The sequence below is a fragment of the Bacillus sp. FSL R9-9530 genome (assembly GCF_038008145.1).
Lineage (GTDB): Bacteria > Bacillota > Bacilli > Bacillales > Bacillaceae_G > Bacillus_A > Bacillus_A mycoides.
This window is the reverse complement of the sequence record NZ_JBBOYO010000001.1, coordinates 1463525-1476903: the sequence shown is the minus strand read 5'-3', so window position 1 is coordinate 1476903 and position 13379 is coordinate 1463525. Positions and strand designations below refer to the sequence as shown.

Annotated in this window: 13 protein-coding genes; 11 read left to right on the top strand and 2 right to left on the bottom strand. The window is 33.8% G+C overall.

Features of this window, described 5'->3' with window-relative positions:
- Positions 1-63 precede the first annotated feature (63 nt).
- Complete coding sequence (locus MKX66_RS07350) at positions 64-1440, top strand: lytic polysaccharide monooxygenase (protein WP_002016996.1); 1377 nt, start codon at positions 64-66, stop codon at positions 1438-1440.
- A 153-nt stretch (positions 1441-1593) separates the two neighbouring features.
- On the opposite strand, the gene MKX66_RS07345 is transcribed toward MKX66_RS07350, so the two are convergent.
- Both MKX66_RS07345 and MKX66_RS07340 read right to left on the bottom strand, forming a co-directional pair.
- Positions 1594-3009 carry a phosphatidylinositol-specific phospholipase C gene (locus tag MKX66_RS07345; protein ID WP_341085853.1) on the bottom strand — a complete coding sequence of 472 codons (1416 nt, stop codon included), beginning with the start codon at positions 3007-3009 and terminating at the stop codon, positions 1594-1596.
- A gap of 421 nt (positions 3010-3430) precedes the next feature.
- The gene (locus tag MKX66_RS07340) at positions 3431-4000 is read right to left on the bottom strand and encodes a methyltransferase (protein WP_341085852.1); all 570 of its coding nucleotides are present in this window, start codon (positions 3998-4000) and stop codon (positions 3431-3433) included.
- A 600-nt stretch (positions 4001-4600) separates the two neighbouring features.
- Between MKX66_RS07340 and MKX66_RS07335 the strand changes: the two genes are divergently transcribed.
- The 10 genes from MKX66_RS07335 (at position 4601) to mvaB (ending at position 13378) form a co-directional block, all read left to right on the top strand.
- Entirely contained in the window at positions 4601-5443 is an 843-nt protein-coding gene (locus tag MKX66_RS07335; RefSeq protein WP_002189658.1) for a metallophosphoesterase, read from the top strand.
- 216 nt (positions 5444-5659) lie between these two features.
- Entirely contained in the window at positions 5660-5911 is a 252-nt protein-coding gene (locus tag MKX66_RS07330; RefSeq protein WP_002017002.1) for a hypothetical protein, read from the top strand.
- A gap of 184 nt (positions 5912-6095) precedes the next feature.
- Positions 6096-6821 (top strand): ABC transporter ATP-binding protein, encoded by a 726-nt coding sequence (locus MKX66_RS07325; RefSeq protein ID WP_002032219.1) that lies wholly within the window; start codon positions 6096-6098, stop codon positions 6819-6821.
- Complete coding sequence (locus tag MKX66_RS07320) at positions 6818-7837, top strand: ABC transporter permease (protein ID WP_193653879.1); 1020 nt, start codon at positions 6818-6820, stop codon at positions 7835-7837. The genes MKX66_RS07325 and MKX66_RS07320 overlap by 4 nt, the downstream gene beginning before the upstream one ends.
- Positions 7838-7861: 24 nt before the next feature.
- Positions 7862-8515 (top strand): TetR/AcrR family transcriptional regulator, encoded by a 654-nt coding sequence (locus tag MKX66_RS07315; RefSeq protein WP_002065518.1) that lies wholly within the window; start codon positions 7862-7864, stop codon positions 8513-8515.
- 4 nt (positions 8516-8519) lie between these two features.
- Positions 8520-9488, top strand: coding sequence for a YbgA family protein (locus MKX66_RS07310; RefSeq protein ID WP_002189662.1), 969 nt, complete (start codon positions 8520-8522; stop codon positions 9486-9488).
- 216 nt (positions 9489-9704) lie between these two features.
- Positions 9705-10850, top strand: coding sequence for an acyl-CoA dehydrogenase (locus tag MKX66_RS07305; protein WP_002189664.1), 1146 nt, complete (start codon positions 9705-9707; stop codon positions 10848-10850).
- 15 nt (positions 10851-10865) lie between these two features.
- The gene (locus MKX66_RS07300; protein ID WP_016101963.1) at positions 10866-12203 is read left to right on the top strand and encodes an acetyl-CoA carboxylase biotin carboxylase subunit; all 1338 of its coding nucleotides are present in this window, start codon (positions 10866-10868) and stop codon (positions 12201-12203) included.
- 26 nt (positions 12204-12229) lie between these two features.
- Positions 12230-12445 carry an acetyl-CoA carboxylase biotin carboxyl carrier protein subunit gene (locus tag MKX66_RS07295; protein ID WP_001985297.1) on the top strand — a complete coding sequence of 72 codons (216 nt, stop codon included), beginning with the start codon at positions 12230-12232 and terminating at the stop codon, positions 12443-12445.
- Positions 12446-12466: 21 nt separating this feature from the next.
- Positions 12467-13378, top strand: coding sequence for a hydroxymethylglutaryl-CoA lyase (mvaB, locus tag MKX66_RS07290; protein ID WP_002017011.1), 912 nt, complete (start codon positions 12467-12469; stop codon positions 13376-13378).
- Position 13379 lies beyond the last annotated feature (1 nt).

The window sequence follows — 13379 nt, the reverse complement described above, 5'->3', positions numbered from 1 at the left end:
ATTTGTTCGTTTATCCCTATATTGCTATTATATTAGCATAAACAATATATTGGGGGGACGAGTATGAATTTGAAGTTAACATCTAAGTTAGAAAGATTAAGAAAAAGTAAAAAAGGAATTGGTGCTTGTGTTTTAGCTGTAGGGGTGACGGCAATTACAATGATTCCTCAAAGTGCATATGCACATGGGTTTGTTGAAAAGCCGAGTAGTCGTGCTGCTTTATGTAGTCAGAATTATGGAGCATTAAATTTAAATTGTGGAAATGTAATGTACGAACCTCAAAGTCTAGAAGCACCTAAAGGATTCCCAGATGGTGGACCGATTGATGGGAAAATCGCTTCGGCAGGAGGACTGTTTGGAGGGATTCTTGACCAACAAACATCAAATCGCTGGTTCAAAAACACAATAAAGGGGGGAGCAAATACATTTACATGGAAATACACAGCGGCACATTCTACAAGTAAATGGCATTATTACATTACCAAAAAGGGATGGGATCCTAATAAACCATTAACACGTGCTGAATTAGAACCAATTGGAACTGTGAAACATGACGGTTCGGCAGCATCAAATAATTTAACACATACAATTAATGTACCAACTGATCGCAATGGTTATCATGTTATTTTAGCTGTATGGGATGTAGCAGATACGTCAAATGCGTTTTATAATGTAATTGATGTAAATCTAGTAAATAATGAAGCTCCCGATACAGTAGCTCCAAGTCAACCAACTGGATTAAATGCGTCTAAAGTTTCTGCCAATAGTGTTGAACTAACATGGAAGGCCTCAAATGATAATATAGGCGTAAAAGAATATCAAGTGTTACGTAATGGAGAAGTAATTGGTACGGTACCAGGTACAACTTTTACTGATAAAAAACTAAAAGCAAATACGGAATATACCTATACAATAAAGGCATTAGACGCTGCTGGAAACATATCAAAAGAAAGTGAAAAACTAAAGGTTAAGACAACAAATGAAACTCCAGATAAAGAGGCTCCGACTCAACCAAAAGGATTACATAGTATGGGTACAACAGCGACAACTGTTGATTTGATGTGGAGTGCGTCTGAAGATAATGTAGGTGTTGATCATTATGTTGTATATAGAGAAAGCACTGGGGTTATGAATAAAATTGGGACAGCGGATAATACATCCTTTATGGATAAAGATTTAAAAACTAATACATCGTATAAATATGTAGTGACGGCGGTTGATTTAGCTGGAAATGAGTCTAGTAGAAGTGATGTTTTAACTGTAGCAACAAAACTAGAGGACTCTACTTATGAAAAATGGGATGCAAGAAAAGCATACAATAAAGGTGATAAAGTAGTACATGAGGGAAAAGTGTATGAAGCGATTCAAAGTTATCAAGGGAACGGCGATCCAAATTGGATTTTTGCACTATCGCTTTGGAAGCCAGTTTTAAATAAATGATCAGTGGAAAAGGGTAGTTATCACTTATTCTATGTGCAATACCGGAACAGGGGTGCAATTTTTACTCTTCATCCCAATATATACGAAATGAAATTATTAAAGAACCCCAATGGTATTCCATCAAAAAGGAATTCCATTGGGATTCTTTATTTTTTAATTTGTAATAGCGTATATTTTCACTGTAAATTTGTTAGTGGCACCAAGTGGGCTTGCAATATAATATTTAGTATTCGTATAAGCTTCAGTCCTAGATCCATGTGAAATATTTTTCCAACGAGTAGAATCTGTACCTAGAGAAACGTCAATCATTACATTGAAAGAGATAGAAGAAGGATGATCTTTTTCTGAAGGCTCAATAATCCATTTTAATTCCTTAGTACCTACAGGTAAACTATCAATTTTAAAGTTTTGACTGGATCGATTTTGTTGTCCGGATAAAGGGCTAGATTCGGATGAAATTTGCGAAATTAATATTTCTTTTTCATTCGAATGTATACCATTTAATTTAATGATACTATCAATTAAACCTGGACCAGGAAAATCAGCTGCGATAATACCAGAATGTTTAATTCCACCTTGTTGCAAGAGTTCGGTCCCAAGTGTATTCATTCCACCATAAAATACTTGACCATTTATATCACGAGGGAAATCTTCCCACGCATTAGTTGTAGCTTTTTGAATCATCTTGGGGTTACTATCAGTATTTCTGCTCTCTTTACCACTTGCAACAAACCAAGGATAAACATTATTTAATAATGCAGCAGCACCACCTGTGCCACTAAAATGGTTAAGATAGATTTTATCATTGTTAAAATTATTATTTGCATTTTGAAGGTGGGTTCTCACCGCATTCCATTTTTCATACATTCCGTCTGGTCCGTTTTCAATTTCAAATGTATCTTGTATATTTAAGCTATCGTAATTAATACCATATTGCTGAGAGGCTGTAAAGTTTTGTAAGATTACAATTTTCCCTCGGATGTCTCCTAGAGTAGGGTTATTTCTTTTTGAAGTTGGTACAGAACTCGGATCCCAAAAATAGGAATAATTAAGGTCTTTGTATTTATTAAGTATTTCCTCGAATGATAGTGAGCCACTTTCAGGAGTAGTTTCTTCTTTTAAGCGCATTAAAATTGTTTCTGTAGGATGATCTTTTAAAAATTGAATTGCCTCTTTTAATACATCTTCAAACATTGCTTTTTGATTTACAATCCCATGGTACATTGCAAAAGAATCTTTTACACGTTTAACACGCATATCTACATATCGAATTCCGGAATTTAATTGTTGTGGTAGACTCATAGTTTGATTTCTTGTCAAATTTTCATCAAGAAAACTTGCTCCATGTAAAGCCATTGTACCGTGAGTCCCTGGAATAGATATTTCACTCAATTTTGTTGAATCTGCTACTTTCGACATCCATGCTGGGTTTTGATAGCCTATATTGGATTCATAGGAATAACCTGGATGACTATCAGCAAAAATAGTAGATGGTGTACTTAAACTTGCTAGTGTGAAACAAGTAAGGATACTAATTTTAAAAAAATTCCTCATTTTTATTTTGTTCATTTTATCTCTCCTGACTTTTAAACAATAGATATAATAAAACAAGATGATTTTTTACTACATCTATTGTTTTGATTCTTAAAGTAATGAATTTTTGTGTTTGAAAAAATCAAAATAGGGTAGGAAGTTATTTGAGATTTTAATAGTTTGTTGTAATAAATTGTATCTAATAGTCAAACGGATTCTTAAAGAATTGAAGCATAGATAGGTAAAAAACAAACTTTCCGCTGTACTGTATACAAACAAAACAGAAGTCTTAAAAAAGACTTCTATTTTGTGACATATAATGAATGATAAGGTGGTTAACAAATCAAGATAATGTGACTGAGTGGTAAAAATCTATTTATAGCTGTTTCAGAATTTTTTATAACAAGGTTACTTATGAAAAATGGGACTCTGTTAGGCTAACAAAAATTAAGAAATTCTACTCATTAAAACTTAAACTAACTACAGTTGCGATAGATTGGGCTGCATGTTCCCAGCTTCCATCTATCACTTTTCCAATCTGTTGACCAAGTGCATTTAAATCATTTGGATTAACTGGAATCCCATTATACGCAGCAAGAATTGATAAAAGTGGAGCGGCAAAAGGTGTCCAACCACCTCTATCAATATTAAATGCAGGCTTATCTATTACCTTTCCATCTTGCACTGTAAACTCATAATAAAATTGATCATCTGGACGAAAACTTAAATGATGAGAAATTTGTCCCTTAACATATGTTTTACCGCCACCTAAATTTACTACTTCAATTGGTTTTACATTAAATTCATGCTCAAATACTTTAATTTTTTTAACTTCTGGACCATTTAAGGCAGCTTTAACTGCTGTTTCCAAATTATTTTGTGCAAATGGTTGAATACTCATCTGTGTCTCTTCTTTTTGGATAGGAGCCTCTTTTTCAGCAGCAAACACTGATGTACTTGGTAGTGCACCTGTAGCCAATGTAGCTGCAAGTGCTGTCGTCATCATGATTTTTCTTTTCATCTTCATAGTTTTCTTCCTCCCTTAAAGTTATGATATATAATTTTTTAAAGACTGACATGGGGCAATATTTTATTTCATAATGCACGCAAAAAACTAGTTTAAGAATTATGTGAAATTATGTCAGGAAATTAAAGTTAATTATATATGCACTTACAATGATAGCTATCTACACATATTTTTTCAATTTTCTAATAAATAATACAGTAATACCTTTTCATAAGGCAATTTAGTGTTTCAATTCTCTCTTTGTACGTTTTAAACAAATTAAAATCGTAGTGGTAATAATATATTTGTAATCAAATGTCGTATATACTTCGAGAAAAGTACACAATATTTTTATAAAAAACTATAGGAATTATCATGATATAGTTATCAAACTAAGTAAGATAAATGTTAATATTATGAAGAAATTCCAGTGATCTGCTATAAAATTACTGAAAAATGAGCATGACATCATATACGCATGCGATTGAAAAATTTTATAAGTGGCGTATAAAACTATAACAAATACTACAAATCAATTAAAAAATTTCAGTTATTCTGAATGCGAAGGGCACGTAATATTTATTGTGAACTGTAGTACTGATTAAGATTTTAGGAGGAAGTATGAACAAGAAGATTAAAAGAATCATATTAATTATTGGTATATTAGTAGGCATTAGTATCTTTTTATATTTACAAAACAATTTAATAAGTATAACTGAGGTTAAAATAACCTCTAGTAAAATTCCCTCTTCTTTTAAAGGATATAAAATACTACAAATTTCAGATTTACATAATAAAAAATTTGGTGATAATCAAGACGTTTTAATTCAAAAAGTAAAAAGCATAAATCCAGATATTATTGCTATTACGGGTGATTTAATAGACAGTAAATCGTACGATGCAGAAATGAGTATGCAAGTAATACGAGAACTTGTGAAGGAATATCCGGTATATTTTGTGACAGGAAATCATGAAAAATGGTCAGGAAAATATAACAGTTTAGAAAAAAAATTAAAGAAACAGCATGTCACTGTTTTAAGAAATGAACATGTAATAATACAAAAGGGAGGACACGAAATAAACTTGTTAGGAATTGATGATCCGGAATTTAATACTGGAGATATTGATGAAGGAAGTATTGTAAAAGATGCAATTGTAAAAGCAAAAATTGAAACGCTGCCAGATAGGTATAATGTATTATTATCCCATAGGCCTGAATTTCTAGAAGAGTATGCTGAGGAGAAAGTAGATTTAGTGTTATCGGGTCATGCACATGGGGGACAAGTTCGGTTACCTTTTATCGGGGGATTAGTTGCTCCTAATCAAGGAATACTGCCCAAATATACAGCGGGTTTATATGAACAACAAAATACGTCTATGATAGTTAGTAGAGGATTAGGCAATAGTATCATTCCGCAAAGAGTTTTTAATAGACCTGAGATTGTAGTCGTGCAGTTAAATTAATCTGTACGGCTTTTTTGTTCAGGAGAATAATTTAAAGGTAGTTTTTCTTGAGTACAAGTTTCCATTACAATTTTGTTAAAATTTTTCAACGTTACATAAAGTAACAAAATTTGACCTATTGAGTTTGTTATAGTGTAAATAATCAAAAAACTTAAAAATTAGTCGAGTTAAAATAGTTATTATTAAGCAATATTAAAAATATAAAGGGGTGTACAAATGCATAAAGAATTTGAAATTGAAGAATATACGGCGATTGAGGAGCAAATTCATTATTATAGTACGTCTTTATTAGTAAGTCATCCTGAGCAAATTGTAAAGTATTTAGAAAAACGGTTGGAAAAGTATGCAGAAACGTTACAATATGCACATTTATATCCGGAAACGGTTATATTACCAATACAGCAAATAGTTATCGAATATTCATTAGATGTTGCTAGAATTAGAAGGTATTTAAATTTAAAAACATAACAAAAATCGAATAATTCACAATGAAACAGAGTCGACTTTAAGAAAAGATATTCTAATGTCGACTCTGTTTCATTGATTTAGTAAATAACAGAAAAAATATATGTTTGAAAAGTTTGACATATAATAATTCGAGAGTAAAATAAAAGTGAGTACTCACTCATTTTAAAGAAAAGGGGGATTTTTAGTGCAGCAACCTTCAATTATTTTACGAGATGTATCAAAAAGTTTTGGGAAAAAAGAAGTTTTGCATAACCTTTCGCTGCAAGTAGAAAAAGCAGAAATTTTTGGCTTGGTTGGACCTTCCGGATCAGGGAAAACAACACTCATTAAAATGATTGCAGGTATTAATGAGTCAACTACAGGGGATGTAATTGTTTTTAATACAAACATGCCTAATCTAAATGAAATGAAAAGAATTGGTTATATGGCTCAGGCTGATGCATTATACGAAGAACTATCGGCATATGAAAATGCAGATTTTATTGCAACGATGTATGGGTTAAAAGGTAAGCGTAAGAAAGAGAGAATCGTAGAAGTTTTTGAACTTGTGCAATTATCAGAGCATATGAAAAAGCAAGTACAGCATTTTTCAGGTGGAATGAAAAAACGTTTATCATTGGCGATAGCACTCCTTCATGAACCAGAAATATTAATTTTAGATGAGCCAACAGTTGGGATAGATCCTCTACTTCGAAAATCGATTTGGGAGAAGTTTTATGACCTTAAAAAGAAAGGAACAACTATTATTGTAACAACGCACATTATGGATGAAGCTGAGTTTTGCGAACGTCTAGGGCTAATTAGAGAAGGGAATTTAGTTGCGATTGGCACACCGGAGGAATTGAAAAAACAAACATCTTCTGGACGAATTGAAGATGTCTTTATGTTAGAAGGAGTGATTGAATCATGAGAGTTAATGGTGTAGTCATCCGTATCATTCGTCAATTTTTTCGAGATAAGCGTTCTTTAGCAATGATGTTTGGGGCACCAATGTTATTACTTTGGTTATTATCGCTAATATTTACACAAAAAGACTATATACCGCATATTGCTGTAGTCGATGTACCTGCTCCTATAGTAAAAGCAATGAAAAATCAAGAAGCATCAATTTATGAATATAGTAAAGACAAAGCAATTTCGGAATTAGAAAAGCAAAAGGTAGATGCAGTAATTCATTTAGAAAATGGAAAAATGAATCTTCTATTAGAAGGCAGTGATTCATCAAAAAACCGTGCGGTACTTCAAGTATTGCAAAAGAGTACAGAGAAGAATAATGTATCAATGATGAAGCCTGAAGTGGATTATTTACATGGCTCTAAAGACATTACGATGTTTGATGGGCTTGGTCCCGTATTAATTGGTTTCTTTACATTTTTCTTTGTATTTATATTGTCCGGAGTATCTTTTGTAAGAGAACGTTTAAGTGGTACATTAGAGAGATTATTATCCACACCAGTGAGAAGATGGGAAATAGTTGTAGGATATATTATTGGTTTTGGAATCTTTGCATTTATACAATCTATTATAATTGTAAGTTTTTCAGTTTATATTTTAGATTTATATGTAGCTGGCTCAATATGGCTAACGCTACTTATAACATGTATGCTTTCTTTAACTGCACTAACATTAGGCACATTTTTATCGGCATACGCAAATAATGAATTTCAAATGATCCAATTTATACCGCTTGTTATCGTGCCACAAGTTTTCTTTTCTGGGTTGTTTCCAATGGAATCCATGAATACATGGTTACAAATGTTAGGTAAATTATTTCCACTCACATATGGTGCTGACGCTATGAGACAAGTAATGATTCGGAATCAAGGGTTTACAGAGATTGTATTAGATCTTACTGTATTACTACTTTTTTCACTATTATTTGCAGTAGGAAATGTATTTGCATTAAAGAAACATCGCAAAATATAATGATGATAAAAAGGAGCACAATAAATGAAGAAGGATTGGCTGGAAGAATTAGTTGCCGCAACGAATACTGATAAACGTAATGAACGTCAAATGCGTATATTAGAGGCAGCTGTTGATATGTTTGGAGAAAAAGGGTACGCCTCAACTTCAACGAGTGAAATTGCAAAGCGAGCTGGTGTAGCGGAAGGAACAATCTTCCGCTACTATAAAACGAAAAAAGATTTATTGTTTGCAGTCGTGATGCCGACCTTAACAAAGTTCGCTGCACCATTTTTCGTACAAGCCTTTGCAAAAGAAATATTTAAAACAGAGTATGAATCGTATGAAGTGCTTTTAAGAGTAATAATTCAAAATAGATTTGAATTTGCTAAAAAGCACTTTCCAATGATAAAAATATTAATTCAAGAAGTACCATTTCAGCCAGAACTAAAAAGTGAAATACAACAATTAATAGAAACAGAACTGCTTGTACATTTTAAAAAGCTGATTGCTAAGTTTCAAGAAGAAGGGGAAATTATTGAACTTCCGCCTTCTTCTGTATTACGTCTTACTTTATCAGCTGTATTAGGGTTGCTCTTAACGAGGTTTTTATTATTGCCGGAAGAGAAATGGGACGATGAAGTGGAAATTGAAAATACGATTCAATTTATTTTGTATGGACTAACGCCACGGAGGTAATGTGATGCGACAATTTGCTAAACCGATAATTGTTGTAAGTAAATGTTTAGAATTTGATGCCTGTCGTTATAATGGAGAGATGGTTCCAGATTTAACAATTCGAAACTTGCAGCCATTTGTTACATTTATACCTGTATGTCCTGAAGTAGAAATTGGTTTAGGGACTCCTCGTGAAACGATACGTATTGTAGAAAAAAACGGTACGAATAGGCTTGTGCAACCGTCAACACGAGAAGACGTAACTGAAAAAATGGAGCAATTTTCAAATGAGTTTTTACAAACATTACCTGAAGTTGACGGTTTTATTTTGAAGAATCGTTCGCCAAGTTGCGGAACTCGTGATGTGAAAATCTATTCTGGTTTTGAAAAAGGACCAGTAAAAGGAAAAGGAACTGGATTATTTGGCGGAGCAGTAATAAAAAAATTTTCGCATCTTCCAATTGAAGAAGAAGGTAGATTGTCGAATTTTATTATTAGAGAGCATTTCTTTACAAGATTGTTTACAATCGCGCATTACAAAATGATTAAACATACTAAAAACATAAAAGAACTCGTAGCGTTTCAATCAGATTATAAGTATTTATTTATGGCATATAATCAGGTGAAACAAAAAGAATTAGGGCGTATTATTGCAAATCAAAAAAATGAAACAATTGAAGTCGTATTTGATAACTATGAGAAGACTTTATATAAATTATTTATTCGCGCGCCTCGCTATACATCGAATGTAAATGTATGTGAGCACATTTTCGGATATTTTAAAACAAAGCTAAAAAAACAAGAAAAAGATCATTTTTTAGAGCTGTTACAGAAGTATTCTGAAAAGAAAATCCCACTTAGTAGTTTACTTGTAATTTTAAAAACATGGGCCATTCGATTTGATGAAAAGTATTTATTAAGACAAACATATTTCGAACCATACCCTGAAGGGTTAGTAGAAATTTCTGATTCGGGAAAAGGTAGAGATTATTAAACAATAAATTACATAATTCGACACAAAACCTCCTATGTTGTTGTAGAACAATGTAGGAATTTTTTTGTGCATTGGTACAGAATCTGTTTTAAAATTAAGTTATGACAGAATTATAGCAATTGTCTAACTAATATTCGTGTCTTTTAAGAAGTAATGTTTGTAGTAGAAACTCGCACGCTGTCGAAACTCAATATTCGATAAGGGGTGTGTAGCGGAATGGAATTTACTCTAACTCGCGAAAAACAAATGATTAAAGAAATGGTACGTGATTTTGCTGAAAAGGAAATCGCACCGAAAGCTGTATATTATGACAAAACTGCGGAATTTCCATATGAAACATTTCAAAAAATGGGCGAACTAGGATTATTAGGTATCCCATTCCCGGAAGAGTATGGAGGTTCAGGTGGCGATACGTTATCGTACGCGTTAGCTGTTGAAGAGATTGGTCGTGCTTGTGGTGGAACAGGTTTAAGCTATGCTGCAACAATTTCATTAGGTGCTTCTCCAATTTATTATTTCGGTACAGAAGAACAAAAACAGAAATTTTTAGTTCCAATGGCGTCAGGTAAAACGTTAGGTGCTTTCGGATTAACGGAGCCAAATGCTGGATCTGATGCAGGGGGCACACAAACGAAAGCAATTTTAGATGGCGATGAATATGTTATTAGTGGTGAAAAGTGCTGGATTACAAACGCAGAGTATGCAAATACAATTATTGTAACCGCTATCAACGGTTTTGAAGACAATGGTAAAAAACGTATTTCTGCATTTATCGTACCGACTACTAGTGAAGGATTAACGATTTCAAGCCCTTACGATAAGATGGGTGTTCGTGCCTCTAATACTTGTGAAATCGTACTTGATGGTGTACGTGTACCGAAAGAAAATATTCTTGGTGATGTAAATAAAGGATTTAAACAATTCTTATATACACTTGATGGAGGACGTATTTCAATTGCAGCATTAGCAGTAGGTATTGCACAATCTGCATTTGAACGTGCATTGCAATATGCGAAAGAACGTCAACAATTTGGAAAATCGATTTCTAATTTCCAAGCGATTCAATTTAAATTGGCTGATATGGCGACTGAAGTAGAATTAGCGCGTAATTTAGTACATAAAGCAGCTTGGTTAAAAGATAACGATAAACCTTTCGGTAAAGAAGCGGCTATGGCAAAGTTGTTTGCATCTGAAGCTGCAAGTCGTATAGCAAATCATGCAGTACAAATTCATGGTGGATATGGCTATATGCGTGAATATGAAGTTGAACGATATATTCGTGATGCAAAACTTTTAGAAATTGGTGAAGGAACTTCTGAAATTCAACGTCTCGTAATTGCAAGACATTTAGGATGTAGATAAAAAGGAGGAGTCACTATGTTTCAAAAAATATTAATTGCTAATCGCGGGGAAATCGCAGTTCGCATTATGAAAACTTGTCAAAAACTTGGCATTCGTACCGTTGCTATTTATTCTGAGGCTGATGAAAATGCCCTTCATGTAAAATTGGCAAATGAAGCTTACTTAGTAGGCGGTCCGCGTGTCCAAGAAAGCTATTTAAACCTTGAAAAAATTATTGAAATAGCTAAGAAGACACATGCTGAAGCAATCCATCCGGGGTACGGATTATTATCAGAGAATCCATCTTTTCCGATTCGCTGTAAAGAAGAAGGAATCGTATTTATCGGTCCTTCAGAAGAAATCATTACTAAGATGGGAAGTAAAATTGAGTCACGTATAGCGATGCAAGCAGCAGATGTGCCAGTAGTTCCAGGCATTACTACAAATATTGAAACTGCTGAAGAAGCAATTGAAATTGCGAAACAAATTGGTTATCCATTAATGCTTAAGGCATCCGCGGGCGGCGGAGGCATTGGAATGCAGTTGATGGAAACTGAGCAAACGCTCACCAAAGCATTTGAAAGTAATAAAACAAGAGCGCAAAATTTCTTTGGTAACGGAGAAATGTATTTAGAGCGCTATATAGCAGATGCACATCATATTGAAATTCAGCTTTTAGCAGATACACATGGTAATACAGTGTATTTATGGGAACGCGAATGTTCAGTGCAGCGCCGAAATCAAAAAGTAATTGAAGAAGCACCTTCACCATTTTTAGATGAGGGTACACGAAAGGCTATGGGAGAAGTTGCTGTACAAGCCGCTAAAGCACTTGGTTATACAAATGCAGGTACAGTTGAGTTTCTTGTAGATGATCAAAAGAACTTTTATTTCTTAGAAATGAATACGAGATTACAAGTAGAACATCCAGTTACAGAAGAAATTACTGGGTTAGACTTAGTTGAACAACAATTACTTATCGCATATGGTGAGAAGCTATCATTTACACAGGATGATGTAAAACGTAGTGGTCATGCCATTGAGGCTCGTATTTACGCAGAAGATCCGAAAACATTCTTCCCATCACCTGGGAAAATTACAGATTTAACGTTACCGACAAATATACGTATTGATCACTTTTTGGAGAATCAAGTAACGATTACACCTTTCTATGATCCAATGATTGCGAAAGTAATCGCACATGGTGAAACTCGTGAAGAAGCGATTTCAAAATTAAAAATTGCTCTAGAAGAGTTAAAAGTAGAAGGTATTAAAACAAACACACCAATGTTACTGCAAGTACTCGGAGACGATGTGTTCAAAAGTGGTATTTATACAACGGGTTTCGTAACGAAACAACTTGTTAAAAAGTAAGATTTATGAATATTAAGGGGGAAAAAATGATGACGAAAGTATATGCATCGATGGCAGGAAATGTTTGGAAGATTGTTGTAGGAGTAGGAGATACAGTAGAGGAAGAGCAGGATGTCGTCATTTTGGAATCTATGAAAATGGAAATTCCAATCGTTTCAGAAGAAGCCGGAACTGTTATGAAAATTAACGTACAAGAAGGCGATTTTGTAAATGAAGGAGATGTATTACTAGAAATTGAATAGGGAGATATAGGGGGAAGCGAATTGAAACTACCTAATTTTGCTGTCATTAAAGAAGTCGGGCCACGTGATGGCTTACAGAATGAAAAAAAGATTGTTGGCACAAAAGATAAAGTAAAATGGATTCAACTGCTTACAGAAGCGGGATTGTCGTACGTTGAAGTTTCCTCATTCGTTCACCCTAAATGGGTTCCTGCATTAGCAGATGCAAGTGATGTATTTTCTGAGCTAAAAAGGGATCCAAATGTTACATATGCAGCGCTTGTTCCAAATCAAAATGGTTTGGAACGAGCTTTTTTGCAAAATGTAGATGAGGTGAATGTTTTTTTATCAGCAAGTGAATCTCACAATAAAAGTAATATTAATAAATCTATTAAAGAAGCATTAGCTGTAATTGAAGATATAACAAAACAGGCAACGTTCGAAGGTAAAAAGGTACGAGGCTATGTTTCTACTGTATTTGGATGTCCTTATGAAGGGGATATAAGTGCCACAGCAGTTGACGAAATATGTAATCAACTATTTTCATACGGCATTTATGAAGTTTCTCTCGGTGACACGATTGGTGTAGCGAATCCATTACAAGTAGAACAAGTATTAGAACATCTATTAAAGAAGTATGATGCTTCGCAGTTTGCAATGCATTTTCATAATACGTATGGAATGGCTCTGGCGAATGTAGTTAAGTCTTTAGAATATGGTATTACAACGTTTGATAGTTCTTGTGGTGGACTCGGAGGATGTCCTTATGCACCAGGAGCATCGGGTAATGTTGCTACTGATGACTTAGTGCATATGCTCCATAAGCTGGGAGTCCAAACTAATATTGATGAAGAAAAGTTATTGAGAGCTAGTCAGTTTATTCAAAGTAAGTTGAATATCCAATTACCGAGTCATGTGTATAGAGCGCTTCAACATAAAACGATAAGTAGGTGAG

Excerpts from the sequence above, each read along its gene's own strand:
- MKX66_RS07300 (WP_016101963.1), top strand. The coding sequence starts at position 10,866 with ATGTTTCAAAAAATATTAATTGCTAATCGCGGGGAAATCGCAGTTCGC.
- MKX66_RS07350 (WP_002016996.1), top strand. The coding sequence starts at position 64 with ATGAATTTGAAGTTAACATCTAAGTTAGAAAGATTAAGAAAAAGTAAA.
- MKX66_RS07305 (WP_002189664.1), top strand. The coding sequence starts at position 9,705 with ATGGAATTTACTCTAACTCGCGAAAAACAAATGATTAAAGAAATGGTA.
- MKX66_RS07295 (WP_001985297.1), top strand. The coding sequence starts at position 12,230 with ATGATGACGAAAGTATATGCATCGATGGCAGGAAATGTTTGGAAGATT.
- MKX66_RS07345 (WP_341085853.1), bottom strand. The coding sequence starts at position 3,009 with ATGAACAAAATAAAAATGAGGAATTTTTTTAAAATTAGTATCCTTACT.
- MKX66_RS07315 (WP_002065518.1), top strand. The coding sequence starts at position 7,862 with ATGAAGAAGGATTGGCTGGAAGAATTAGTTGCCGCAACGAATACTGAT.
- MKX66_RS07310 (WP_002189662.1), top strand. The coding sequence starts at position 8,520 with ATGCGACAATTTGCTAAACCGATAATTGTTGTAAGTAAATGTTTAGAA.
- MKX66_RS07335 (WP_002189658.1), top strand. The coding sequence starts at position 4,601 with ATGAACAAGAAGATTAAAAGAATCATATTAATTATTGGTATATTAGTA.
- MKX66_RS07340 (WP_341085852.1), bottom strand. The coding sequence starts at position 4,000 with ATGAAGATGAAAAGAAAAATCATGATGACGACAGCACTTGCAGCTACA.
- MKX66_RS07330 (WP_002017002.1), top strand. The coding sequence starts at position 5,660 with ATGCATAAAGAATTTGAAATTGAAGAATATACGGCGATTGAGGAGCAA.
- MKX66_RS07320 (WP_193653879.1), top strand. The coding sequence starts at position 6,818 with ATGAGAGTTAATGGTGTAGTCATCCGTATCATTCGTCAATTTTTTCGA.